Here is a 24581-nt window from a genome sequence, read left to right on the forward strand (position 1 = left end):
CCTAGTTTTTAGAATAGTTTGGTGATTCTCTAGTTATTGTGATATTGTGTGGGTGATTTTCTATAAGGGAAGCTGGAGTTATTTTTATAAACTGAGCCTTTTCATAAAGTTCAGCTAAGTCCTTGCTTCCAACATAGCCCATTCCTGATTTTAGTCCACCCAAGAGTTGGTAGACTACCTCTCCAACAGGACCCTTGTAGGCAACTCTTCCCTCAACTCCTTCAGGAACGTACTTTTTGGTATTAGTTTGGAAATATCTATCTCCAGATCCATCCTTCATAGCAGCAAGGGATCCCATACCGCGGTATTCCTTGTATTGTCTTCCCTCAAAGAGAATTGTATCTCCAGGAGATTCCTCAGTACCAGCAAAGAGGGAACCTGCCATTATTACATCTGCCCCACAGGCTAAAGCCTTGGTTATATCTCCAGAATACTTGATACCACCATCTGCTATTACTGGAATGTCGTATTTTTTGGCTTCCTCTACACAATCGATGATAGCAGTAATTTGTGGAACTCCTATACCAGTTACAACTCTAGTTGTACATATTGATCCTGGTCCGATACCTACTTTCACACAGTCAACACCAGCTTCAATCAAGTCACGAGTAGCATGAGCTGTTGCGACATTTCCTGCTATGAGGTCTAGGTCTGGATATTTTTCTTTGATCTTTCTTATAGCAGAAAGGACGTTTTTGGAATGACCATGGGCAGTATCAAGGGTTATAACATCAACATTGGCAGCAACTAAGGCATCTACCCTATCCATCATATCATTGGTAATACCAACAGCTGCTCCGACTACTAATCTATTATTAGCGTCCCTTGCAGATCTAGGATATTGCTTGGACTTTTCGATATCTTTTATTGTGATAAGTCCCTTTAGCTTGTAGTCCTCATCTACTATAGGAAGCTTTTCGATTTTGCTTTCTTCCATAAGTCCTATGGCTTCTTTCATCTTGATTCCCTCATAACCTACAACCAAGTTTTCCTTAGTCATAATAGAATCAATTACAAGATTTGGATCTTCGACAAACCTTACGTCTCTATTGGTTAGAATACCCTTAAGATACATGTCCTTATCGACTATTGGAACTCCTGAAATCCTATAGTTTTTCATTATATCTAAGGCATCTTGGAGGAGGTTTTCTGGATGAAGGTAGAAGGGATCTGTTATCACTCCATGTTCTGACCTTTTTACAACATCAACTTGCCTAGCTTGCTCATTTATAGGCATATTTTTGTGGATAATTCCTATACCACCTTGTCTTGCCATGGCTATAGCCATTTGAGATTCTGTTACAGTATCCATACCAGCAGACATTATTGGTATGTTTAGTTTTATTTTCTTGGTAAGATTGGTTGTAGTATCTACCTCGTTTGGTAGGACTTCCGAAGGTCCTGGTACTAGTAGAACGTCATCAAAGGTTAATCCGTCTCCTAAAAATTTCATTTCTCTTCCTTTCTAAAATAATTTACAGCATTTTCAAACAACAATTCTCTTTCTACATCATAGACATTCTTGAATAAATCATCATCAACTCTTTCAGCATGGGCCATCCTACCTAGGATTTTTCCATCTTTAGATAAGATTCCTTCTATATTATAGTTAGATCCATTAGGAGAAGATTCATAGACTGAAAATATTTGATCATTGTCTAGAAGCTCTTCAAGTTTTTCTTTATTTACAATAAATCTTCCTTCGCCGTGGGAGATTGGAACTCTGTAGGTCTTATCTAGGTCGATTCCCACTGTCCATGGACTGTTATTAGTCAAGCATCTTGTATTAACAAAACTTGCTATATGACGAGAAGACCTATTAAATGTTAAAGTTGGGTCAGCTTCTTCCTGGATTTTAACCCTACCGTATGGCAAGAGCCCAGTCTTAACAAGAGCTTGGAAGCCATTACAGATTCCTATTATCAAGCCATCATTTTCATTTAATAGATAATCTATCGCCTTGGAAATTTTCTCATTTCTTATAATATTAGCCAAGAACTTAGCCGAACCATCTGGCTCATCTCCTAATGAGAAACCTCCAGGAATCATAAAGATTTGAGATTCTTTTATAAGCTCTGCTAGTTTGTCTATAGATTCTTTAATCTCGCTTTCATTTTGGTTTCTAAAGACTAAAATCTCTGTATCTGCACCTGCCTTCCTAAAGGCCTTCTCGCTATCTAGCTCACAGTTTGTTCCAGGAGCAGCAAGGATTGTAACCTTTGGCTTTGAAACATAATTTTTGGCTTTCAATCTCCTAGTAACCCTATTAGGATTTAGCTTTTTATAGGAAGTATTTTCATATCCTTGGAATATTTCATCTAGACCATGGAGGTAAATATCCTCAAGTTTTTCCTTGTCAAGTTTTACTCCATTTACGATGATATCTTCGCTAAAGCTTCCAATATTTTCTATAAAGTCACGATCATCCTTATACTCAACTAGGAAAGATCCAAACATAGGATTGTAGAGATTATCGTAATCTATTGTAAAACCAGCATTTCCTATACTTTGCTCATACAAATCTGTCAGAAGTCCCTTCCTACTTAGAGAAATTGCAGATATTACATTTCCCTCTCTTATATCCTTATTAAGCCTTTGGAAGTTTTCCTTTAATTCTTCTAGATCTAGGCTTCCGTCTTCCTTGTAGGAAGTTTTTATAAGACCGATTCGTCCAGATCCCTTAAAGTCATTGGTAATAATATTTTCTATATCTTCGGTAGTTACTGCAAAAGATATTAGGCTTGGTGGGACCTTTAGATCTTCGAAAGTACCACTCATTGAATCCTTCCCGCCTATAGGAGGTGTTTCAAAAAAGCTTGATACTTCAAAAGCTCCCAGTAAGGATTTAAGTGGCTTAGACCAGGCTCTATCACTATCCATTGACTCGTAGAATTCTTGGAAGGATAGTCTGATTTTACTTGAATCTGATCCTACAGCTACAAGCCTTCCTATGGATTCTACAACTGCATAGTATCCTCCAAGATACTGACTTTCTGATGAAAGTTTTGGATCAAAGCCATAGGTCATAAGAGAAACCGTCTTTGATACGCCTCTATCAACTGGAATCCTCGCTGCCATAACTTGGGCAGGGTTTAAGAGTTTCCTTCCTCCAAGAGGACTTAGGACAGTATTTCTTCCTATGGATGAATCAAACATCTCGATAAGATTTCTCTTACTTAGTCGATCTATGTCTTTTATCTTTTCGTAGAATTTGTTTGGGTCATCATCCTTTTCCTTTAATAAATCTGGCTTATCTTCGCTTAGATAAGAAACTTTGGCATATCTTTCCGCCCCGTCGGTGTTAATGAAATCATAAGAAAGCTTGGCAACCGTATCGTCTCCGTAGTAAAGGGTCATGGTATTATTGTCTGTAATCCTCGCAACTAAAGTAGCCTCTAGGTTTTCTTCCTTAGCATAGGCCATGAATTCATCAAGGTCTTTTTTGTCAATTACCACAGCCATCCTCTCTTGTGATTCTGATATGGCTATCTCAAAAGGCTTAAGACCTTCATACTTTAAGGGAACCTTATCTAGGTATATATCAATTCCATCTGCTAGCTCTCCGATGGCAACAGAGACTCCACCTGCGCCGAAGTCGTTACATTTTTTGATAAGACTTGCCACTTCGCCTCTTCTAAAGAGTCTTTGAATCTTTCTTTCTTCTGGAGCATTACCCTTTTGGACTTGGGCAGATTCTGTCTGAATGGAAGTTATTTTGTGAGATTTAGATGAGCCTGTAGCTCCCCCTATACCATCTCTTCCTGTCCTTCCACCTAGTAGGATTACCAAATCACCAGGGACTGGGTCAAGTCTTTTTACGTTTTCAGCCGGTGCTGCTGCTATTACTGCTCCACACTCCATCCTCTTGGCGGTATAACCTTCATGGTAGAATTCATCTACAAGACCTGTTGCAAGGCCAATTTGATTGCCGTAGGAAGAATATCCCAAAGCCGCTTCCTTAGTAATCTTTGCTTGTGGGAGTTTTCCCGCGAGTGTTTCCTCGTAAGCTTCCTTTATATTTCCAGCTCCGCTTAGTCTCATGGCTTGGTAGACATAACTTCTTCCAGAAAGTGGATCTCTTATAGCTCCCCCAAGACAAGTAGATGCTCCACCAAATGGCTCTATTTCTGTTGGGTGGTTGTGGGTTTCATTCTTAAACATTAGTAGATATTCTTCTAAGTTTTCCTTCCCATCTCTTAGGACCCTTACCTTGGTAAAGACTGAGCAAGCATTGATCTCCTTACTTACTTCTAGATCATCGAAATTATCATTGGCTCTCATGTATTTAGAAAGAATAGTTCCAAAACTCATGAGATTGATTGGCTTTCTAAGGCCTAGCTCATCTCTCATTTTTAGATACTTGTCGAAGGATTCCTTAATAGCTTCATCCAGAAGAGTCTTTGCATCGATATTTATATCTAAATATGTGTTAAAGGTCGTATGCCTACAGTGATCTGACCAATAAGTATCTAGGATTTTAATTTCAGTCTCGTTTGGATCGCGGTTTTCACTTATAAAATAATCGCGAACCATCCTTAAGTCATCAAGGCTCATAGCCAAGGAGTTATCTTCTAAAAAGATTCTAAGTTTATCATCATCAAAATCCCTAAATCCGTCATAGCTTATGTTTTCTAGATTTTTCGCATGGCTTAATTTAAGGCTTGTGGGAATTCCTAAGAGATTTACCCTATGAGAATCTACTGGATTAATGATAAAGTCCTCAATGCTATCAAGCTCTTCTGAGCTTGCCCCTTCGATTTCGTAGACCGTAGCAGCCCTTACTAAAAGATTTGGATCATCTATTACAAGCGATGCTGCATCTAAAATGCCTTGCTCCCTTTGGTTAAATTGACCTGGTAGATATTCGCTCACTATAGTATTTTTAAAGCTTTCTTGAAGCTTAAGAGCATCATCAAAGGCGTAAGCTGAATCTACCGGAGCTTCGGCAAGGACTGTGTAGAGAAGTTTTTCTATATTTTTATCTTCAGTTTCTAGGTCATATCTTTTGTAAATCTTAATAGATTCAAGATTAATCCCTAGAGAATTTCGGATTTTTTTCCTTAGATTTTTAGATTCAAAGTCGTAAGCATCCTTCTTCTTAACATAAACTCTCTTAACTGATGGTCCAATATCCTTCCTGTAATACTTACCATCAAAGTGGATTTTCTCACTGTCCTCATAGACTCTTGCAATAGCCTCATCAAAGCTATCACTTACCGAAAGGATATTTAGGACCCTTCCGCCAGCTGTTAGGATCTTTCCTTCGTCTTTCTTTGTGCCAGCATGGATTATTTTTGATTTAATTCCCTCATCAAATGTTATCTCCTTTGAGACTTCATATGATAGAGGATAGCCTTCTGATGCTAGAACCAAAGAGACTGCTTTCTTGTCATTAATTTCTAGATTAACTTGGTCTAGCTTTTTAGAAGAAGTTTTCATAAGTAGGTCTAATATATCATTATCTATAAGCTCTAATACGACCTGGGTTTCAGGATCTCCGAATCTTACATTGAACTCTAGAACATAAATTCCTGATTCATTAATCATAAATCCTATGAAAAGGACTCCTCTGTAGTCGATATTTTCTTTCCTAAAACCCTCTATAATTTTAGGAAGTATATCTTCACTTATCTTTTCCTTAAAGGCTTCTGCCTCGACATTGGGAGCATATGTTCCCATCCCGCCAGTGTTTGGGCCAATTTCTCTATCATAGATTTTCTTATGGTCCTTAGCTGTTGGGAGAGGAATTATAGTAGATGAATCTGTTAGGGCAAGGAGGCTCATCTCAAATCCATCTATAAATTCTTCTATAATTAAGAATTTATCCATGGCAAGGATTTCTGAAGCTTTCTCCCTAAACTCGCTTAGCTTATCTATGATAAAAACTCCCTTACCTCCAGCAAGACCATCTCTTTTTAGGACAAGTTTTCCTTTTTCTTTTATTAGCTTTTCTCCATAGGCTAGGATTTCTTCTTTATCTTCGCTCCTAAGATAGGCTGGTGTCTTTATTTTGTATTTTTCTAGAAAATTCTTGCAATAAGTCTTGCTTGATTCGAACTTAGAAGCCTTCTTATTAACTCCAAAAACACTTAAATCATTTTCTTGGAATCTGTCTACTAGGCCCATACATAGGGGATCTTCTGGTCCCACTATTGTATAATCAATTTCTTCTTCCTTGGCAAATTCTACAAGCTTTTCAATATCAGTAGCTTCTATATCTATATTTTCGCCAATTTCACTCGTACCAGCGTTTCCTGGAGCAAAATAAAGTTTTCTATCAGAAGACTTAATTTTCTCTCCCAGGGCGTGCTCTCTTCCACCAGATCCTACAATTAAAATTTTCATTGCTTCTCCTTAATGTTTGAAGTGACGTGATTTGCTAAATACCATGCTCATACCATATTCATTACATTTATCGATTGAGTCTTTATCTCTTATTGATCCACCTGGTTGGATGATTGAGCTAATTCCCATATCGTGAGCAAGTTCTACTGTATCTGAAAATGGGAAGAAGGCATCTGATCCAAGGACTGCTCCCTCAAAGTCCCTATCCTTAAAGTGATCTTTGATAGATTCAAGCGCCCAAACCCTTGATTGTTGACCTGCCCCGCAACCTAGGGTCTTCATTCCCTTGGCTACTACAATGGCATTTGATTTGACATATTTTACTACCTTTTGGGCAAATAAGAGGTCTTTGATTTCTTCTTCACTTGGCTTTTTGTCAGTTACTATATTTACTTCGTCCTTGCCGAAATCTTTTCCTTGTATTAGGACTTTCCCGTTGAGATATCTTATCTCTTCTCTTACACTCTCATTAGCAAAATTGACTTTGACGAGCCTTACATTTTTCTTCTTTGTAAGAATTTCTAGAGCTTCTTTAGTAAAGTCCTTAGCTGCTATTATTTCTAGGAATATTTCATGCATTTTTGAAGCTGCTTTCTCATCAACTACTCCATTTACTGCAAGGATTCCTCCAAATATTGATTGGCTATCGCACTCGAAGGCCTTGATGTATGAATCATAGACATCACATCCAACGGCGACCCCGCATGGTGATTGGTGTTTAAGGGCAACTACTGCATTTTCTCCTAGCTCTTGGGCAAGCTCTAGGGCTGGGTTTAGGTCGTTGTAGTTGTTGTAGCTCATTTCCTTGCCGTGAATTACTTCTATATCTTCCATTAGTCCTGTGACAAATGGATCATTGTATAAACTTGCCTCTTGTCCTGGATTTTCCCCATAACGGAGGTCTGATTCTTTCTCAAAACCGTAGGTCTTATATTTAGATTCTTCTCCAGTAAGTTTTGTAAAATATCTCGCTATAACTGAATCATAGAAGGCTGTGAGGTTAAAGGCCTTCATAGCTAGTCTTTGCCTATAGGCTAGGTCTATATCGTCGTTTTTAAGTCTTTCGATTAACTCATCATAATCACTTGGATCTGTTACAATTAAGACATCTTTATGGTTTTTGGCAGCAGATCTAACCATGGATGGGCCACCGATGTCGATATTTTCGATTATCTCTTCTGGATTTCCCTTATCAAGGGCCTTTTGGAATTCGTATAAATTCACAACAACTATATCAATTGCCTTTATCCCTAATTCTTCTACAGTTGAAACATGACTAGCCTCATCCCTCTTGTAAAGAATTCCTCCATGAACGTAAGGAGATAGGGTCTTCACTCTTCCTTCTAGGATTTCTGGAAAGTTTGTTATATCTTCAATTTCAGATACATCTACCCCACTACCCTTAATCTTTTCGTATGTGCCACCTGTTGATATAAGACTTACACCTAATTCGCTAAGCTCTTTTGCTAATTTTTCTATACCTGTCTTGTCAGTAACTGATAGTAAAGCTCTCAATTTAATTCCTCCAAATGTTTGATTACTTCTTTCAAGCTCTTATGCTCTACTTCTAGGACCTTCTTTGCAATTTCTTCTGCGCTTTCGCACTTACTTATGTCAACTTGTCTTTGAAGAATAATATCTCCATCATCTAAGTTTTCATTTACATAATGAACACTTACTCCACTTATCTTTTCCTTGTTTTCAAATACTGCCTTGTGGACATTCATTCCATAAAATCCCTTACCTCCATATTTGGGTAATAGTGATGGGTGGATGTTGATTATTTTGTATTTATCTATAATCTTCTTAGTAACTTTTGGTAAATATCCTGCAAGAACTATGAGGTCTATTTTTTTATCCCTAAGTTTTTCTAGGATTTCTCCTTCGTCCTTGCTTATTAGATAGGCAATATTTTCTTCCCTAGCATAGTCAAGGCCCTTTGCATCTTTGTTTGAGACTACTAATTTAATCTGGCTATCGAAATAATTTTCCTTTTCCGCATCTATAAGAGCCTTTAAGTTAGATCCCGTTCCTGAAATAAATACTGCAAGCCTCATTTCTCATCCTTTCTAATAGGATAGTCACCTGTAAAACATGCCTTACAATAATCACAAGGATTATCTGTAAGATCCATCAAATTGTCAATACTTAGAAATTCCAAACTGTCAGCTCCTATCTTCTTATTTATTTCCTCTACAGATAGATTTGCTGCTATTAGCTTGCTCTTATCTGGTGTGTCCACCCCGTAATAACAAGGATTTGTAACTGGAGGCGAGGTAACTCTTAGGTGAACTTCTCTAGCCCCAGCTTTTCTTATCCTTTGTATAAGCTTAGCACTTGTAGTGCCCCTTACTATAGAATCATCTACCAAAACAATTCTTTTACCGTTAAGGACTGACTTTTGTGGATTTAGCTTAAGCCTTACAGAAAGTTCCCTTTCCTTTTGGTCTGATTTTATGAAGGTCCTTCCCATATATCTATTTCTTACAAGACCTGCCGCAAAGGGAATCCCAGATCTTTGGGCAAAGCCTATAGCTGAAGGTGTGCCAGAATCTGGCACGGGACAGACTAGATCTGCCTCTACCGGAGCCTGGTCGTAAAGCTTCTCCCCACTCCTTCTCCTAAACATGTAGGCATTAGTTCCTTCGATGTTGGCGTCAGGCCTTGCCGTGTAGATATATTCGAAGATACAATGCTTGCAATCTACCTTACTTTCTTCCTTGTAGGACTTTATCCCGTCCTTATCGCAAACTACAATCTCACCTGCTTCTATGTCCCTATAATTTTCAATATCAAGAATTTCTATAGAACAATTCTCACTCGCTATAATCGTAGTCTCCTCATCAAATCCTATCATCAAGGGCCTTATCCCATTGTAGTCTCTGAAGCCTACGATCTTATCTGGCATACAAAGCACACATGAATAAGCTCCCCTTAAATCCTTCATAGCGCGTCTTATAGCCTTTACTATATCGCCCTCAAAGTATCTAGTAATCAGAAGGAGGATCAGCTCGCTATCTGTATATGTATGAAAGGCCATGCCCATTTCTTCTTCTTTTTTCTTTAATGTTTTATAATTTACCAAATTTCCATCATGAGCTAAGGAAAATTCGTTTCCTTTAGCAAAGCTTACCAAGGGTTCGACATTATAGTCTTGGTTACATCCCTCTGGAGCACTTCTCACATGGCCTAGACCGTATTCGCCCTCGCTATCTTTAAGATTCTCATCAGCAAAAATTTCGTTAACAAGACCTAGACCTCTTATTCTTCTTAAGTTTTCTCCAGTTGATAAGATAATTCCAGAAGCATCCTGGCCCCTATGCTGGATCGAGCTTAATGAATAAAATAATTTTTGTGTTTTTCCTACTTTAGTTTTTATCCCTACTACACCGCTCATTCGTCTATCTTCTCCTATATCACTTATCTACACACATAAAAAGAGAACCCTAAACAGGGTCCTCTTAGTGCAGGGCAAAGAAATCCAATTGTAAATCTCAACTTTTTGATGCAGGCAAAGATAGAGTTAATCATGCCAATAGATCTTATAGTAAATGTTTTGTTTGTTAGACATTTGTTTTTCATAGCACCCTCCATCTTCCCTAAATTTTTGTATATCTCTATTATAAATAATTTAACAAATTTTGCAAGTTTTTTTAAGTTTTATTTCTGAAATTTCTAGCCTTTATTCTCATGAAAAGGTAAACAATTAGAATAATCCAACTATCTCATTATTTTCATCTAAATCAATTTTATATGCATTAGCAGCCTTTGGAAGTCCTGGCATGGTCAAAATATTTCCAGTATAGGCTACCAAAAATCCTGCTCCTGCATTGATCCTGACTTCTCTAATTGTTATATCATAGTCGTCTTCTGTGATATTGATATTTCCATCATCTGATAAGGAATAAGGTGTTTTTGCTATACAAATTGGTAAGTTTTGATATCCTAGGTCTTCAATTTTTTTGATATCCTTTTCGCACTTTTTGCTATAAACTACTCCCTTAGCCCTATAGATTTCCTTGGCTATAGTCTCTATTTTTTCCTTTACACCTTGGTCAAGGTCATATAGGTAGTTAAAGTCATTGTCATTTTCACAAAGCTCAACTAGGTCTCTTGCAAGCTCTTCACCGCCAGCTCCCCCATCGGTAAAGACACTTGTCTCAACTGCCTTAACTTTAAGCTCTTCTGTCATTTTCTTTACAAGTTCTATTTCTCTATCGGTATCAGTATCGAATTTATTGATAGCTACAATAATATTTTTACCGAATTTTCTCATATTTTCTATATGGATCTTGATATTCTTAAAGCCTACTTCTAGCTTTTCTAAATCTTCTTCTTTCAAATTCTCAATATTCATTCCAGCATGATATTTTAAGCTTCTTATTGATGTTACTATTACGGTTGCTGATGGTGTAAGTCCTCCTAGCCTGCACTTGATATCATTAAACTTCTCAGCACCAAGATCTGCCCCGAAACCTGCTTCAGTCACTACATAATCAGCTATGCCAAGACCAGTCTTTGTCGCAAGAAGAGAGTTACAACCGTGGGCTATATTTGCGAAAGGTCCTCCGTGGATTATTGCAGGAGTATGCTCTATAGTTTGGACTAGGTTTGGCTTAAGAGCTTCCTTCATAACTACAGCGACAGAGCCTGTAGCCTTGATATCATCGACTGTTACAGGATTATTGTCATAGTCGTAGGCTACGATCATCTTGCTTACTTTTTCTCTGAAATCTTCGATGCTTGTAGCAAGGCATAAAACTGCCATCATCTCTGTAGCAACTGTTATATCAAACTTATCCTCACGACTTACACCATCTGTCTTGTTTCCAAGTCCTATCACAACATTTCTTAGGGCCCTATCGTTTAGATCGACACATCTTCTCCAGACAATTCTTTTTGGATCTATTCTTTTCTCATTCCCTTGGTAGATATGATTGTCCAAAATCGCAGCGACAAGATTTACCGCACTAGTTATAGCGTGGAAGTCTCCTGTAAAATGTAGATTGATCTCATCCATTGGAAGTACTTGACTGTAACCTCCACCAGCAGCTCCGCCTTTTCTTCCGAAGGAAGGTCCCATAGATGGCTCTCTTAGGACAGATATTGCCTTTTTGCCAATCTTATTTAAGGCCATAGATAGACCTATGTTTAGGGTGGTTTTTCCTTCTCCACTTGGTGTTGGATTTGTCGCAGTAACAAGGATTAGCTTAGAGTCTTTTTTCATATTGTTTGCATAAGCTAACGGCAGTTTAGCCTTATATTTTCCGTATTTCTCGTAATCCTCAATTCCTAAATCCTTACAGATTTCATCAATATCTTTTAATTGAACTTCCTTCGCTATTTCAATATCAGTCTTCATCATTACTTCCTTTCGCACTCACAAATACTTATGAAATTATTACTTAGAATCATCCTTCCACCATGAATATACCATTCAATTATAAATTTTTAAGTGATTTTAATTTCTTTTTTTATATAATTATTGAAATTAATTATAAGTTTTGAGAAAAATAGGGCATACAATAAATCAGTCTTCCTAGAAATAAATTATACTTCTGCTAAGATGATTTATCGTACACCCCTTAAAGCTAGGGGCTTTAAATCTTACCAGCCTATTTGAGAAATATATCTCAAATTCATATAGGTTAATATTTCCTAGCTCCCCTAAGCTATTTATCTTATTATCTACTTTTCAATTATTGAAGCAATTCTTATAACTTAATATCCTTACCTTCAAGGATAAGATTCATATTTCTTGCAGAACACATTGACCCACACATAGTGCAAGTATCTTCCTCTTCTGGAGCTGAAGATGCCCTATAAGCCCTGCATTTTTCTGGATCTATGGCAAGTTCGAACATGCCTTCCCAATCGAGTTTTTGTCTTCTCTTACTCATTTCTAGATCCCATTTTCTAGCGTCTTTTAGTTTAGCAATATCTCCAGCGTGGGCTGCGATTTTAGCTGCAACTATTCCCTCACGCACATCTTCTACATCAGGTAGTCTCAAATGCTCTGCTGGTGTTACATAACATAAGAAGTCTGCCCCATGACTTGCTGCGATTGCTCCACCAATAGCACTTGTAATATGATCATAACCTGGAGCCACATCACAAACCAAAGGTCCTAATACATAAAATGGTGCATTGTGACAGAGTTTCTTTTCAAGCTTCATATTCATTTCTATGTCATTTATTGGAACGTGTCCTGGTCCTTCGATTATTACTTGAACGTCCTTCTCCCAGGCTCTTTTGGTAAGCTCACCGAGGGTGATTAGCTCAGCTATTTGGGCAGGGTCTGTCGCATCGTGGATTCCACCTGGTCTTAGTGAATCTCCCAGTGATAAGGTTACGTCATATTCTCTTAAAATATCCAAAAGCTCGTCATAGTATTCATAGAAAGGATTTTCGGCATCATTCATCATCATCCATCCAAATAACAAAGATCCTCCACGAGAAACAATCTCGTTAACCCTTCTATTTCTCATAAAGATCTCAGCATTTGCTCTATTAATTCCACAATGGATTGTTACAAAGTCTACGCCGTTTTCCGCATGGTTTTTTACAACGTCTAGGAACTCTTGGGCCTTGATAAAGCTTAGACCCTTATCTAAAAATCCTACCGCATCATACATTGGTACAGTTCCAATCATTGCTGTAGATTTTTCTATAAGTCTTTTCCTAAACTCTTGAGTCTTTCCGTAGTTTGAAAGGTCCATTATAGATTCAGCTCCCATATCAAGGGCCATATCTACCTTTTGCATCTCAAGATCAAGGTCATTGATGTCCTTAGAGATGCCCAAGTTCACATTAATCTTAGTCCTAAGGCCTTCTCCAATACCTTCTGGAGATATTGAATTATGATTTTTATTTCTAGGAATAACGATCTCGCCCTTGGCGATTTTCTCTAGAAGAAACTCACAACTAACGTTTTCCTTTTCGGCTACTATCTTCATCTCTTCAGTTACAAAACCATTCTTTGCAGCTTCCATCTGTGTCTTATACTTCATAAATTAAAAAAACCTCCTAAAAATTTATAGGAGAAAAAATGCTTCATCCCTCGCAGGCATTATCCTGACCGGTAAGATGGTCGAAGTCAAAACTTCCTCTCAGCATATAGCTCCCATAGATCATTAATTTACATCTACTATTATAATAGAAAAAAGAGATTAAGTAAAATTAATAACTTACATAATCTCCTTAAAGCTATCTCAGAGGTCCAAATCCGGAACAATTTGTACTTGGTAGTCTGGATATAGTGACTCGATTTCTGCTTTTATATTATCTAAACTCTCTTTTCTATCTACTTCAAAACTTAATACAACATCAAATCTTAGAATCTTTTTTTCTGTATCTAAATAAAACCCATGCACTTGTAAGGCCCAATCATGGCTCATTACAGTTTTCTCAACATTCTCCCTAATTCTATTTGCTTTTTCATTTTCAGTATTGAAAGAATAAACTCCAAGAGCTATAAGAATAATCCCTGTTTCTTTATACAACTTGTATTGTAAGCTTCGAGTTATCTTATCTACTTCTCTCACATTCATAGTATCCTTAAGCTCCACATGGGCTGAGGCATAATATTTATTAGGTCCGTAATTAAAAAGGGCAAGATCATACACACCTAAGACATCCTCTTCTGTGCTCAATACCTCTTTGACCTTACTAGTGATATCTTTATCAGCCCTATGCCCTATCAAATCATCTACTGTAGTTATCATCATTTCTATTCCTGCCTTAATCATGATGATAGAAATCACAGCGCCGACATAGGCTTCTAAGGATATGCCCCATTTCATAAATACTAATGCTGATAAAAAAACAGATAAGGAAAGAATCGAATCAAAAAGAGAATCGGCTCCTGAGGCTATTAAAGCTGTTGAATTTACCTTCTCTCCTTGCCTTTTAACATATCTTCCTAGAATAAATTTAATAACTACAGCTACCCCAATTACTACAATAGATACTGTCGTGTATGAAGCTTCACTCGGATTAATTATCTTTTTTATCGATTCAACTAATGATGTAATACCTGCATATAGCACTAAACCCGCAATTATCATAGAAGATAAATATTCAATTCGCCCATAACCCATTGGGTGTTTTTTATCAGGGTCCTTGTTTGCAAATTTCTCGCCAATAATCGTAACTACAGATGATAGAGCATCTGATAAATTATTTACTGAATCTAATAGTAGAGCAATCGAATTTACAAACAAAGCTAAAACTGCCTTAAAGGCTGCAAGCACTACATTTGTAAGTATTCCTATTACGCTAGTTTTAACTATGGTTTTTCCTCTGTTTTCCGCAAATAATATTACATCAGAATTATCATGATTCATATTTCCTCCCAATTATATATACTATCTTAGTGTATGTACTTAATAATTATATTAATCTATCTACTATTTATGTAATTCCTTAATAAAACCTTGATAAAAATTATATCTATCTAAAATATAAGGCAAATACCATCAATTATGTATTTGCCTCGACAACTATTTTATACCATGCTTTTTCATTTTCTCAGTAAATATATCCGTAATGATTTTCCTTAGCTCTTCACCTTCTTTTTCAGGAAGTTTACCCGGCTTTTTAGCAACTGCATACAGATCTGGATAGTCATTTGCGATTCTTTCAATTGTCTTAGTTGTCGAATGTTTCCTTACAAAAAAAGGTATCTTCTTAATCCATCCATCTGGTACTAAGGCTAAAATCTTATCACCTGCTTCCTTATCACTAACTTCTCCACTTGATAAACCTTTATTTATTTCTTCTTGTTCTTTTTGTGTAAAATCTTCTAATTTCATGTATAACTCCTTAATAGAAAATATTAATTAAGTTATTTAGATGGCTTAATGTAATAGCTTCTAATAATGATAATACTTTTTACTAGAGCCATTTCTAGTTAAAAATAAAACTACTTATAAAATTACAAAATCGAAAAACACATTTACAAAATGCCTAGAACCTATGTTTTTTTGATTTATCATAAAATTTACTTTACCAGCTTTTTTCTTACATATAATATAAGATAAGGTCAATCTCTATAGAATATCCCATATTTTATAGGTCCTTGAGGATGAAATGAGAAATATAGTGGGTTTTTATAATCTTTTATCAGAAAACTATAAATAGCTACTATGTTTTTAGATATATGGATAAATCATCCGCTTTGGTCATTATTTTACAATAATTTTTATTTCTTCCCAATATTAATCACAGAATCCAAACAAAGCTCTAGGGCAAAGGCGAAAGAATCCTCGGCCCAGTTTCTCTGATCGTAATTATGGGGGTCAGATAGGGTATCTGCAGTAAAAAGAATCTCGCCCCAAATCACATCCCTAAAACTTGCTACAGCAGCAAGGGAGGCACATTCCATCTCGACAACTTGGCATCCTTCTTCTATCCTATATTTGACAAAATCTTTAGTCTCTCTGTAAAATCCATCTGTAGTCCAAGTTGTAGTTTCTACATATGAAATCCCTCTTTCAAACAAAGCTGATCTTATAGAAGAAATCGCCCTCTTGTCTACATCTATAAATCTAGAGCCAGCCTTATAATGATAGCTTGCTCCCTCATCTCTCAGGGCCCTTGTTGGAATAAAAAAGACTCCCTCATCTATATCGATTAGGGATCCGCAGCTTCCAGCAGATATAATCTCCCTTACCCCATAGGATATAAGCCAATCCATAAATTGGGCGGCCGCCGCTGAACCAACAGGAGCCTGGGCAAAAGCTACTTCCTCTCCCTTATAGTCTATTACATAGACTGGATAGACCTTGGTAGCTGATACAAACTCAGAAACCTTGATAGCCTTATTATTTGCTGCATACTCATCTATATGATTAGATAGAAAGGCGTAGACACATTTTCTAGGAAGCTTTAGGTCAAGGTCTTCATGATTAGGGTTTATAACTGCATCCTTCCTATCATCAAATTCTAAAATAGGAAATTCATTTTTAAATAAAGTCATATGAAACCTCTTATATTTTCTTAGTATTTTTCCCGTAAGCTCTCTTACGGAAGGCTTCTTTTACAAATCTTCCTTCTAAATATCCTACAGGAGAAAAATCAGTTTCTCCAAAATAATCATATCTATAATCTTTTCCAATTCTATGAGGTCATCGCTATCTCAAATATCCTTAGCCAATTTAGCTAAATTCATACTATCTTTATCGCTTTCTTCATGTATCTCATAGCTTAATCTCGTATCTATAGGTCTTTTTTACTTCTCTACTTCCTTTTTTTATGAAGGTATCTTCACTTACAATCTTTCCAGCACATTTTTCTGCAACACGTCTTGATGCCATATTATCTTGATTAACAATAATACTTACTTTTCTAGCTCCTTTTTCCCTGGCGTATGATATAAGAGCCTGGGCAATTTCTGTAGCATAACCCTTATTCCATAGGGACTTGTGGACACAATAAGCAATATCGTATGTATCTCCCCCATCTGCTAAAAGAAAACTACAAGTGCCTACTCTTTTTTTACTTTCTTTAGATATTGGGATAAGGTAGGCGCAATCCGGATCATTTTCTAATTCTTCAAGCTCTTTTATATATTCCATATCTACATCTCCCTTAGCTTCATCTGGGAGGTACTCGCCCATCTCGGGATCATTCCATATTTGATAAGCCCAATAGGCGTCTTCTTTCAAAAAACTTCTGATAATAAGCCTTGGACTTTCTATTGATTCTATTTTCATAATCTATCCTTTATTTAATTTGATAATTTATGTGATTTACCCTGACTATGAATGTTACACTATTTACATAGGTCATATATTCACGATTTTTTATTCTTACTTACCACAAACCTACACTTAGGAAAGTTAGAGCATCCTATGAATTTCCCATATTTTCCTTCTCTTTCAACGAGATTTCCGCCGCATTTTGGGCAGATGTTTGCTTTAATCTTTTCTTCACTTTCCTTTTTGACTTTCTTAATCTCCCTAGTATGGGCGAAGTCGGTCTGGTTGGATTTGTTCTTCTCTAGGATTTCTGTTATCTTTCCTATATCTTCTTTGCCAATGACTTCTTCTCTCGAAAGATCTTTGATTGCCTCACTTACATATCTTATTTTGCAGACCTTAGCCTTAGTCACTTCGATTGAGTCAATATTGGCCTCTCCAGAAAAGGCGATTATCGAATGATAGGTCATCTCAGGGTATGTATCGTTTAGGATATCTTCGATTGCTCTTATATGGGCGTAGTTTTGGAAAATTGGATTCATAAAATTATTTTTCTGATTGGATAAGTATTGAGTCCAGGTGCGAGACTTCTCCTTGCCGTAAATCTTACCCTTGTAGGCCTTGGTCTCTATGACAAATATTCCAAAAGTCGAAATAACTATATGGTCTATCTGGGTTGAGCTAGTACTTCCTCCCATATTATTAAGCTTAATATCGTGGATAATCCTATATTTTTCCTTATCTAAGCCCTTTAGCATATAAGCTACTGCAAGTTCCCCTATATCTCCCTTAAACTTAGCCCTAAATAAAGTAAGGGCCAAAATAACCACAAGAAAAAATTCGATTACTCTTTCCCAGTCCATATGATCCTCCTTATTTTTGATTATAATAATTATATCACAAATTACTTTCTTCTAGGAAATTCTATTTAACAATTTATAATATAAAAAAAGGCTCTTTGTCAAATCGTGTTGGTAAATAAAAATCAACCGAATTTTTAATCAGGGATAGAAATTTCTATCCCTGAATTTTTAACTAGCTAATAAATTTCTTGTGATAAATATTCTTGTTCTAAAATCAGCAAAATTCCTGTAGCCAAAAGCTATCCTCTTTAATACTTTTATGAAGTTGTTAATCCCCTCAATAGGTCCATTAGAATAATCATAAATAAATGAGTTCTTGATAAAATCTAGGTAATAATAACAAGTATCTATTGATGTTCTCATCCTATCACTAACTTTATCCTTGAAGTAATTTAAATGAAATTTAAATAATTCAAAATCCTTCTTCTCAATATCCTCTCTTAAGCATTGGTAACAGTCATAAGTATTCTTTAAAGCCTTATCAACATCAAGACTAATATCGACAATATCCTCATCAGAAACAAACTTACCAGGAAAATGAATACGCTTAAAAAAATGAATAGAATCAAGGAGTTTGTATGGTTTTAAGAAATGTTTCCAATATTTTTTAAGTCTTTTGTATTTAATATTGCTTGTAGAATATTCCTTCATCGTGTCAATCCTTGTATGGTTAAAAGAGTTTGTAAATAGTTTTACGATATGGAACCTATCAATGATAATTTCTGCATTAACAAACAGTTCTTTAATGAGTGATATATAGGGACTGTACATATCAATGCATATGGTCTTGACCTTATCTCTAACATACCTAGGGTAGCATAAAAAATATTTATTTAGGGAATATAGCTGTCTATTCTCTACAATATCAATTACTTTGTGATTATCTGAATTTAGATATATGAAGCTCATAGCTCCTTTAGCATATTTGGTTGATTTGAACTCATCAAATGATAGGTGTTTTGGTAGATAAGAAAAGTCCACATTGAATTCATTATCATACTTAGCCATAAATCTAGCAACTGTAGTTGTAGATATGTAATTATTAGCAGATATATCTTTCATAGATAGCTTTTTTGTTAAACTAGAAAGAACATGTCTTTTAACCTGATTAGAAATATTACAATACTTATCGACTATATTAGATTCAAGTAAGAAATATTTATTGCACGATTTACAGAACATCTTCTGCTTATTCAAGTCAATTAAAATAGGATGATCACCTGCTCTGGAGCATCTTACAGTAGATGATTTAAAGCCGTATTTAATTAGATTATGGTTAGAGCCACAATGAGGGCAAACTTGGTCAGAATATTCTAATTTAGCTGTTAGAATTGTATATGTTACACCCTTAATAACTTTGTGGTGTATTCCATCAGAAAAATTAAGATTTTCATCTTTGATATTTAGTAAATTTGTAATAAAATAGTTGTTAGACATATTTAATCTCCTTTTTTTGATTGTGGTGATTTAATTATAAGGTAAATGATTAAATATGTCTTCTTTTTTTTTACAAAAAAATCGTACTGACAGAAGTATCATTTACTTCTACAAACACGATTTATTATAGACCCTAAAAAATCGCACCAGCAAAAGCGTTAACTTTCACTGATACGATTTGATAATGAGCTATTTATTATTTTTTCTTCTTTTTCTTTGATGCAAATAGGGCTGATGTAGCGCCTAAGAAGGTAAGAAGTACACCACTTGTATCGCTAACGCCTGTTTTTGGAGCACGCTTTGATTTATTCTCTTTTTGTGCTTCTTTAGCTTTCTCAGATTTCTTTGGAACAAAGTCAATTTTTACTCCCCCGTCCTTCTTATTTGGTTTTTCAGATTTGTCAGGAGTCTCTGTTTTGTCAGGACTTTCTGGCTTCTCTGGTTTTGGATCTTCAGGCTTTTCAGGATTTCCTGGCTCATTAGGTTTTTCTGGTTTGCCTGGGTCTGGGTTTGGCTCTGGTTTTTCTCCATCACCTGGCTTGCCTGGTTCTGGATCTTTTGGATCTTCTGGCTTACCTGGGTCTGGATCCTTTGGATCTTCTGGTTTGCCTGGTTCTGGATCTGGATTTGGTTCCGGATCTGGGTTTGGTTCTGGATCTGGATCTGGATTTGGTTCCGGATCTGGATCTGGATCTGGATTTGGTTCCGGATTTGGATCTGGTTTTGGATCCGGATTTGGTTCCGGATCTGGATCTGGATTTGGTTCCGGATCTGGATCTGGATTTGGTTCCGGATTTGGTTCCGGATCTGGATCTGGATCTGGATCTGGTTCCGGATCTGGATTTGGTTCCGGATCTGGATCTGGCTTTGGTTCCGGATTTGGTTCTGGATCTGGATCTGGGTTTGGTTCTGGATCTGGATCTGGGTTTGGTTCTGGATCTGGGTTTGGTTCTGGATCTGGATCTGGGTTTGGTTCTGGATTTGGATTTGGATTTGGATTTGGATTTACTGGTGGGATTTCACAGACATTCTTTGTTCCGATTTCTATAATCTTATCTTGTTTTTCTGTGATTGTCTTAGTAGTTCTATCTACTTCCTTACTATTTTCTATCTTAACAGTAGTTTCTGTTTTTCCTACGATTCCCTCTTGAAGTACATTAGTCTTTCCAGCCTCTAGATTTGGGTTTTCTCTAATGATGATGTCGTAAGCTTTTTCGCTTTCGAACGTGAATTCGCCATCAGTCTTAGAACCATACTCAACAACCTTGTTTGTTGGCTCAACTCTTTCTTCTGTAACTTCAAGCTTACCAGTTTCCTTGTTAAATGTAGTAGTATACTTTACATATCCCTTAGAACCTTCTTCGATGACTTTTTGTTCGCCTTCTTTAAGCTCTGGATTGTGTCTGTATTCTGTATCGTGTCCAAGTTCAGTTTCCTTAACAACTGGTTTTATACCAATTCTAACAACTCTATCTTCTTTTTCAGTGATAGTTTCAGTTGTTTCTGTTGGATCGCCAACTGGCTTAGAGTCCTTAACCTTTTGAGTGATAGTTACTTCTTCTTTTCCTAATTTACCTTCTTTTTCTATGATTTGGCTACCTGCTTCTAGGTTTTCGTCATAGATTACCTTAGTATCAAAAGGAATGTCTCTTTCGACTTTCTTTGTGATTTCACCTTCACTTGGTTTTCTACCAATCTTAATTACTCTATCAACAGGATCTTTTGTTGTCTTGAATTTACCTTCTTTAACTTCAATAACCTTACCATCTTTGATTACGATAGTGTTGGTTCTTTCAGCTTCCCCTGGTGAACCTTCACTCACAACTTTTTCTTCGCCTGGTTCTAAGGAATCGTCATACTCATATCTAGTTTCAAAAGGTAATTCTTTCTTTTCAACTATATCGTGAGTTCCGTCGTTTGTTCCTTTTCCTACTTGGATAAGAGCATCTTCAGGTGCTTCTTCTGTTACTGTTGGTTCGCCATCAATTTGAGAGTTCTTGATATTCCAACTTGTAGTTCTTGTTCCAACCTTACCAGGTTTTGCAATCCTGTATTCGCCCTTCTTTAGGTCGTCTACATACTCAACCTTGTAGTCAAATGGAATTTCTTCCTTGTGTTCTACCTTACCTTCGGTATTTCTACCTACCTTGATGATTTTCTTTGTAGGAGCTTTAGTTTCAGTAAACTCGCCTTCTTCAGTCTTTGTTACCTTGCCATCCTCAATTGTAAGGTTAATATCTCTTTTCTTTTCTCCTGGTGCTCCTTCTTGAGTTACTTTAGTTTCACCTGGTGCTAAGCTGTCGTCAAACTGAATTTCAGTTTCAAATGGAATTTCAACTTTTTCTTCAATCTTGTGAGTTCCGTCATTAACGCCTTCACCAACGTGGATTACACGGTTTGTTGCCTCTTTTATAAGCACTTCATTAGTCTTTGTTACTTTAGAATCTTCGATGGTGTAGGTTACCTTCTTAGATCCTTTTTCACCTTCGGTGATAACTTTGATTTCACCTTTTTTAAGATTTGGATCTTTTTCTACTATAGTTTCGAATGGAATTTCTTCAGTCTTTTCAATAGAACCATTTGTACCATAAGCCACAAATTGGACTTCTGTTTGTTTTGTTCCAGCTTCAACCGGGTCTCCATTTTCATCTTCTTCATAGTAGTGAGCTATTACAGGTACATTTAATAAGGCTCCGTCAATTGACTGGCCATCCTTGGCATTTGGAACTGTTGCAGTTACCTTACCTGTGGTTTCATCTATAGATACATTCCAAACATTACCTTTATCGTCTGTATAGGTGTCTGATTCTAGGGTGAACTTGCCTGGTCTTCTGTTGTACCTATCTTCTTCATTTAGGATAACATCTGAAGAAAGAACGTCTCCTTCTTTACCTGCCTTGGCATTGTAACGTGGGGTCATGTTTGCTTTTTCTTCAATTACGAAATAAGCATTAACATCTTCTGTTATATCTTCATTTGGTTTTTGAGGATCTTTATAGTGGGCTATAACTGGTACTGTAAGTTTCTCACCACCGTCAAAGTCTTCTGGGTTTACTGGCTTAGCTGTAACCTCTCCTGTAGTTTCATCAACAGATACAGTCCATTTATTTCCCTTATCATCTGTCGCTAACTTATTGCCAGCTTCATCAGTTTCTAAGTCATCTGGAAGAGTATAATGATCTGGTTTTATTCTCTTGGTATCATCTGGAACTTCTGCAGGTGATGTTTGTTTGTTCATTGGGTAGTTTACTTTAGTTTCATACTCTGGTCTGATGTAGGTTGATTCTTGTACTACAAAGTGGAACCAGTGGACGTCTTTTGATCCGTTTGTATAAGTGTACTCTATAGGAATAGCTATAAAGTCTCCTGCCTTAGCAGACTTTGGAGGAGTTATGGTGAAGTTTGAAATATCACCCTTTGATAATTCAACCTTCCATTGGTCTTCTTCTGCCTTACCTTCATTTTCACGATTTATAAAGTCCATGATAAGCTTACCAGAAGCTTCTCCCCTGCTTTCAGCACCGTTCATATCATCTGCAGACTTATCTGTATCTTTTGGATTTTCTGGCTCTACTATTCCAACCTTAAATGGAGTACCTGGTTTTACAGCAGATGATGTTATCTTTGATGTAATATCACCATTACCATCCTTGAAGGTTTGGTCGTAATATCTTGTGTCATCTAGGTTTAGCTTAAAATTACCGATTAGGTTGTAGTGGTCATAACGGTCGATACCTTGCTTGTCGATTGTAACATTAGTACCCTTGTGGTTGATGTCGGCAGTCCCTGCACCTGTTTCTACATAAGTTCCTGTTTCACCAAATTCATCTGGTGTTCCAGCAATTTTTCTAAATTCTTCAGCTGTTCTTGGACGAGCAAAGAATTTAACGTCTAGGTTTTGGAGCGCCTTGTAGTCAGCTTGGTTAAAGATAGAGTTTTCATTTATAACTGTCTTGCCATTTTTATCCTTTGTTAGGGCACCTTCTGGCAATTTGATGTGGATGTTGCCATCCTCTGCTATATAGGCACTTGCTCCCGGAACAATTTCTCCTGTTACAGGATTATAAACTTGACCTACTAGTCTCTCTTTGGCATTTTCGTCCATATTATCAACCTTAATACCTGTATCTATATCTTGACCTTGGACAAAATATTTTTGGGTTGGATCATAGTTTTTTGTATTAAGTTTTAGTTCCTTAAGGATGTCATTTTCATTTGGCCATGGGTTTACCTTGTAGCCTACAGCAAAGCTACTTCCAAAAAACTTAACTCCTGGATTATCTTGAGTGTAATTATCCTTAAAACCAAAGGATGTGGAAGGATTATCTTTGTTATTAATATGCTTTAGGGTTTCTTCGCTGGCATAGTAGTTTAGGTTTTTTTGTCGTCCAGCTTCAGTCACTTCTCCATTTTCATTTGGCTTGTATGTTACATTAGGAGAGTCAGAAGTCAACTTATCTCCCTCACCCATCATTGGCTTATCCCCAGCATCTACAGGAACACGACCGGAATCCGTTACATAAACCCTAGTATAAGTCCTTTGACCAGTCTTCTTATCTATAGTGACTTGGTAACCATATTCAGTCTTGCTAGGTGATGATGCTGATGGATTTTTTGTTTCAAATTTAAAACCATCTTTTTCTACCTTCTCATCAGTTTTGCCTAAAGCCTGATTTGTATCTCCTGGTTGGAGGTCAGTTTCCTTGTAACGTTCAGATCCACTGTAGTCCTTAATTATTTCTTCATCTTTAGAATAATTAAGCTCACCACTAGAAGTGGCTGCTAGGGCGACAGGCTCAGCAAGGTCAGCTACTTTTAGCTTGGGCATACTAAAAACTTCTGCCTCATCCTCACTTGCTTCAGTACTTATTTCCTCTTTATTTTCCCTATCAGATGCTATATCTTCTTCTTGGCCTTCATCGATTTTTTCTTCTTCTATATCAGTATTCTTGCCTTCATTGAGCTTGTCTTGGACCTCTAGCTCCTCTGACACTGCTTTAGCGGCTTCATCGATCTGATCGTTTTCGATTATCTCAGATGTCGCAGCCTCCGTGTCAGCATAAACAGGGTTTGCATTTCCCATTAGTCCAAAACCACCAACAATGATTGAAGCTCCAAGGAGGGCTTTCTTGATTGATTCGTTGGATAAAGGAATCACAAATTTATTCTTCTTGTTATTCATACTTATCTCCATTCTCTATTTTATAATTAGTATGTTGTTTTCTTATACTGCCTA

General features: G+C 36.7%; 14 protein-coding genes. All 14 read right to left on the bottom strand.

Annotated features, from left to right (window positions below; translation table 11 throughout):
- Nucleotide 1: 1 nt before the first annotated feature.
- The 14 genes from guaB to C7D97_RS03315 all read right to left on the bottom strand — a co-directional run bounded on the left by guaB (nucleotide 2) and on the right by C7D97_RS03315 (nucleotide 24527).
- Nucleotides 2-1453, bottom strand: a complete 1452-nt coding sequence (gene guaB, locus C7D97_RS03245; RefSeq protein ID WP_105300697.1) for an IMP dehydrogenase — start codon at nucleotides 1451-1453, stop codon at nucleotides 2-4.
- Entirely contained in the window at nucleotides 1450-6345 is a 4896-nt protein-coding gene (locus tag C7D97_RS03250) for a phosphoribosylformylglycinamidine synthase (RefSeq protein ID WP_105300698.1), read from the bottom strand. The genes guaB and C7D97_RS03250 overlap by 4 nt, the downstream gene beginning before the upstream one ends.
- Nucleotides 6346-6354: 9 nt before the next feature.
- A complete protein-coding gene (purH, locus tag C7D97_RS03255) occupies nucleotides 6355-7860 on the bottom strand; it encodes a bifunctional phosphoribosylaminoimidazolecarboxamide formyltransferase/IMP cyclohydrolase (protein WP_105300699.1) in 1506 nt (501 codons plus the stop codon).
- Nucleotides 7857-8402 (bottom strand): phosphoribosylglycinamide formyltransferase, encoded by a 546-nt coding sequence (gene purN, locus C7D97_RS03260; RefSeq protein ID WP_105300700.1) that lies wholly within the window; start codon nucleotides 8400-8402, stop codon nucleotides 7857-7859. The genes purH and purN overlap by 4 nt, the downstream gene beginning before the upstream one ends.
- Nucleotides 8399-9742: an amidophosphoribosyltransferase gene (purF, locus tag C7D97_RS03265; RefSeq protein WP_105300701.1), complete on the bottom strand. Its 1344-nt coding sequence runs from the start codon at nucleotides 9740-9742 to the stop codon at nucleotides 8399-8401. Before purF ends, purN begins: the two co-directional genes overlap by 4 nt.
- A gap of 309 nt (nucleotides 9743-10051) precedes the next feature.
- Nucleotides 10052-11707 (bottom strand): formate--tetrahydrofolate ligase, encoded by a 1656-nt coding sequence (locus C7D97_RS03270; RefSeq protein ID WP_105300702.1) that lies wholly within the window; start codon nucleotides 11705-11707, stop codon nucleotides 10052-10054.
- Between the two features lie 352 nt (nucleotides 11708-12059).
- A complete protein-coding gene (gene thiC / locus C7D97_RS03275) occupies nucleotides 12060-13355 on the bottom strand; it encodes a phosphomethylpyrimidine synthase ThiC (protein WP_105300703.1) in 1296 nt (431 codons plus the stop codon).
- A 201-nt stretch (nucleotides 13356-13556) separates the two neighbouring features.
- Complete coding sequence (locus tag C7D97_RS03280) at nucleotides 13557-14690, bottom strand: cation diffusion facilitator family transporter (protein WP_105300704.1); 1134 nt, start codon at nucleotides 14688-14690, stop codon at nucleotides 13557-13559.
- Nucleotides 14691-14846: 156 nt separating this feature from the next.
- On the bottom strand, nucleotides 14847-15158 hold the full coding sequence (locus C7D97_RS03285; protein ID WP_105300705.1) for a hypothetical protein: 312 nt from the start codon (nucleotides 15156-15158) through the stop codon (nucleotides 14847-14849).
- Nucleotides 15159-15547: 389 nt separating this feature from the next.
- Nucleotides 15548-16324 (bottom strand): nucleoside phosphorylase, encoded by a 777-nt coding sequence (locus C7D97_RS03290; RefSeq protein ID WP_105300706.1) that lies wholly within the window; start codon nucleotides 16322-16324, stop codon nucleotides 15548-15550.
- Between the two features lie 220 nt (nucleotides 16325-16544).
- Nucleotides 16545-17060: a GNAT family N-acetyltransferase gene (locus C7D97_RS03300; protein ID WP_105300707.1), complete on the bottom strand. Its 516-nt coding sequence runs from the start codon at nucleotides 17058-17060 to the stop codon at nucleotides 16545-16547.
- A gap of 80 nt (nucleotides 17061-17140) precedes the next feature.
- Nucleotides 17141-17908 (bottom strand): NERD domain-containing protein, encoded by a 768-nt coding sequence (locus C7D97_RS03305; protein ID WP_105300708.1) that lies wholly within the window; start codon nucleotides 17906-17908, stop codon nucleotides 17141-17143.
- Between the two features lie 168 nt (nucleotides 17909-18076).
- Nucleotides 18077-19345 carry an ISL3 family transposase gene (locus C7D97_RS03310; RefSeq protein ID WP_105300709.1) on the bottom strand — a complete coding sequence of 423 codons (1269 nt, stop codon included), beginning with the start codon at nucleotides 19343-19345 and terminating at the stop codon, nucleotides 18077-18079.
- A 196-nt stretch (nucleotides 19346-19541) separates the two neighbouring features.
- The gene (locus tag C7D97_RS03315; protein WP_105300710.1) at nucleotides 19542-24527 is read right to left on the bottom strand and encodes a G5 domain-containing protein; all 4986 of its coding nucleotides are present in this window, start codon (nucleotides 24525-24527) and stop codon (nucleotides 19542-19544) included.
- Nucleotides 24528-24581: the final 54 nt, after the last annotated feature.

Source organism: Anaerococcus marasmi (assembly GCF_900290195.1).
Lineage (GTDB): Bacteria > Bacillota > Clostridia > Tissierellales > Peptoniphilaceae > Anaerococcus > Anaerococcus marasmi.

Bases quoted from the DNA above. Each gene is read 5' to 3' on its own strand.
- C7D97_RS03270 (WP_105300702.1), bottom strand. From the start codon at position 11,707: ATGAAGACTGATATTGAAATAGCGAAGGAAGTTCAATTAAAAGATATT.
- C7D97_RS03280 (WP_105300704.1), bottom strand. From the start codon at position 14,690: ATGAATCATGATAATTCTGATGTAATATTATTTGCGGAAAACAGAGGA.
- C7D97_RS03310 (WP_105300709.1), bottom strand. From the start codon at position 19,345: ATGTCTAACAACTATTTTATTACAAATTTACTAAATATCAAAGATGAA.
- guaB (WP_105300697.1), bottom strand. From the start codon at position 1,453: ATGAAATTTTTAGGAGACGGATTAACCTTTGATGACGTTCTACTAGTA.
- C7D97_RS03290 (WP_105300706.1), bottom strand. From the start codon at position 16,324: ATGACTTTATTTAAAAATGAATTTCCTATTTTAGAATTTGATGATAGG.
- thiC (WP_105300703.1), bottom strand. From the start codon at position 13,355: ATGAAGTATAAGACACAGATGGAAGCTGCAAAGAATGGTTTTGTAACT.
- C7D97_RS03305 (WP_105300708.1), bottom strand. From the start codon at position 17,908: ATGGACTGGGAAAGAGTAATCGAATTTTTTCTTGTGGTTATTTTGGCC.
- purN (WP_105300700.1), bottom strand. From the start codon at position 8,402: ATGAGGCTTGCAGTATTTATTTCAGGAACGGGATCTAACTTAAAGGCT.
- C7D97_RS03285 (WP_105300705.1), bottom strand. From the start codon at position 15,158: ATGAAATTAGAAGATTTTACACAAAAAGAACAAGAAGAAATAAATAAA.
- C7D97_RS03250 (WP_105300698.1), bottom strand. From the start codon at position 6,345: ATGAAAATTTTAATTGTAGGATCTGGTGGAAGAGAGCACGCCCTGGGA.
- purF (WP_105300701.1), bottom strand. From the start codon at position 9,742: ATGAGCGGTGTAGTAGGGATAAAAACTAAAGTAGGAAAAACACAAAAA.
- C7D97_RS03315 (WP_105300710.1), bottom strand. From the start codon at position 24,527: ATGAATAACAAGAAGAATAAATTTGTGATTCCTTTATCCAACGAATCA.
- C7D97_RS03300 (WP_105300707.1), bottom strand. From the start codon at position 17,060: ATGAAAATAGAATCAATAGAAAGTCCAAGGCTTATTATCAGAAGTTTT.